A 2,501-nucleotide genomic window follows, 5' to 3' on the forward strand; every position below is an offset into this window, starting at 1 on the left:
AAGGCTGTAAGTAAAGGTAATGAGCAATTGAACAAAATATTGCGGCTCCTGATCAGTTATTTGATAGCCTGTAGTGGTAAAAGCCTGCCGCGCCAACGAACGGGTATCATTTAAAACGGCTCCCCACAGTTTTCTACCTTCCCAAAACCGGTCATAACTGGCATTGTTCCTGAAGCCTAAAAACAGTGCAAGCGCTAAACCAAATAAAGTAAATGGAGCGGGATTTAACGGCACTTTGAACGAAAATAGGGAACCATGCAGGTATACTATAATTACCGATAACACCAACAGCAAACCCAGGCGGGGCAACAGTCGCGGCAATACAGAGCCGTGCCAGATAAACAGCATTCTGAACCAATGCTCTTTTTTCCTGATAATCATGCTGCAAATTTCAGGTTTATTTTCAATAAAAAACGGATTTCCCTTTTGGAGAAACCCGTTTTTCAGTATTATTTGATGAAGACGCTTACTTAGTTTACGTCAAACCAGAGTTTTGTAGTAAGCGCATCGGCTCCCTGTGCGGCTACTGCCGACTGATAGTTGGTTTTGTTTAATGATTGTTCGGTGCCCGGGTAAATAAACCTTACAGGTATTTTACCGTTCAGCGTACCGGCAACTGCCGGCTGCAATTGCGGGTAATCAAGCCTGCGCCATTCTGTCCAGCCTTCAAGTCCTTGGCCAAACAGGGCCAACCATTTTTGCTCGCCAATTGATTTTTTATAGTTAGATGCATCATACTTCACCGCCGGCTGCGCTAAATAAGTTGCAATATCCGCCGAAGCGATACTATATTGAGCCAACGCAGCAGTAACGGCTTGACTATATAAAGAAGCAGCATCTTCGGTAGTAAAACCACGCGCGGCTGCCTCTGCCCTGTCGAACAAGCTTTCGGCATAACTCAATATTACGGCCGGAGCATGTGGAGCCCTGAAATATGTGCCTGGTTTTGATGTTTTGGTAAAACCGTAGTTGCTGGCATCACCTACCAATAAACCATTTGGTAAGCCAACATATTTTTGTGGTGTTGCATCCTGCGTTGGAGCGGCGTATATAGATAAGCGCGGATCGTTGAGCGCAAACAGCTTATCAACAATAGTTTTGCTGATGCGATAATCATCACGGGTATCAAACAGATTGCTCACCGGATTTTGATTTGGCGAATCAATATAGGCAAACTGAGCCGTTTCAGCGTTTGAGCTGATGTATGAGCCGCCTTCGGCCTGGATATCTGCCAGCACTTGTTTGGCTTTGGCAGGTTCCCTATCGGCTATACGTAAAGCAATTCGAAACCTTAAAGAGTTGGCAAACTTTTTCCATGAGGCAATATTGTTACCATATATTACGTCACCGGCTATAGCCTTACCCGAAGGGTCGAGCGCTGTTTGAGCAGCTTTCAAGTCATCCAGCAAAGCAAAGTAAACATCTTTTTGGGCATCGTACGCCGGTGTAAGGTACTGGTCGATATTGGCTGCCTGCTTGTAAGGAACATTGCCGTAAGCCTCTGTCAACAAACTAAACGTCCATGAACGCAGCACCAACGCCACACCTTTATAGTTGGTATTACCCTGTGCATCGGCAATTTTAATTATCTGGTTAAGGTTTACAATGCTTTTTGCATAACCCGTGCTCCAAAGCTCTTCAAAAGCGCTGCTGGCATAAATATACCTGTCGGGGTCGGTGTATTGAATTTTAGACCAGTATTGCACAAACAGCAAACTGGCATCCATATTATTGGCTACACCCCAGTAAGTATCAGAAGTGGCTTTGGTGGCTGCGGTCAACAAGTAATCGGGCTGCGCCGTTTGCGAGCCGTTAGGGTTTTGGTTGATCTTTAAAAGATCCTTTTTGCACGATGTTACCGATAATAAAACCGCGGCGGATAATATGCTGATATATTTAAGTTTCATGATGATTAAAATTTAAGGTTTACATTAAAACCGATGTTACGCACAGTAGGCAGGGTAAGGTCTTCCAATCCCTGGCCGTTGCCTGCGTTAAAGGCCGTTTCCGGGTCAATGTTCGGCGCATTTTTATGGATGATCAACAGGTTACGGCCAACAACTGAGAATGTAGCCCCCTGGAAACCTATTTTATTAACCAATTTAGCCGGTAAAGAATAACCCAATTTTACTTCACGAAGCTTAATGTATGAGGCATCGTATACAAATGCTTCGTCAATATTGGTAAAGCCTTTATAGTACGATTGCGCAGGGATGATAGTGGTATTTGGCGAGCCATCGGCCTTTACACCTTTAAATATCATACCGTCGTTGTATACAGTTACCCCTGCCGGTGCTGCACCGGTTACCTGTACCGCTGCTGCCGAAGTGTTATTGCCCGGATAGTAGTAGCTTAAACCACCGTTAGCTGCACCACGGCCCGGTAAAGTTGAGGCCAGTACGCCGGTATAAGTACCAGTACGGTTGGTGTTTGAATAAATTGATCCGCCGAAACGTGCATCAACCAAAAAGCTCAGGTTAATGCCTTTGTAGGTAAAGCTA

At 45.0% G+C, this 2,501-nt stretch carries 2 protein-coding genes and 1 pseudogene; all 3 read right to left on the reverse strand.

Features of this window, described 5'->3' with window-relative positions:
• Positions 1–381 (reverse strand): bestrophin family ion channel (locus tag VF500_RS17510; RefSeq protein ID WP_330860921.1); only part of this gene is annotated, 381 nt, incomplete at its 3' end.
• Between the two features lie 89 nt (positions 382–470).
• Complete coding sequence (locus VF500_RS17515) at positions 471–1,907, reverse strand: SusD/RagB family nutrient-binding outer membrane lipoprotein (RefSeq protein WP_330860922.1); 1,437 nt, start codon at positions 1,905–1,907, stop codon at positions 471–473.
• 5 nt (positions 1,908–1,912) lie between these two features.
• Positions 1,913–2,501, reverse strand: a pseudogene (locus tag VF500_RS17520) (SusC/RagA family TonB-linked outer membrane protein); the annotation flags it as partial.

This window comes from Mucilaginibacter sp. (assembly GCF_036383575.1).
GTDB lineage: Bacteria > Bacteroidota > Bacteroidia > Sphingobacteriales > Sphingobacteriaceae > Mucilaginibacter.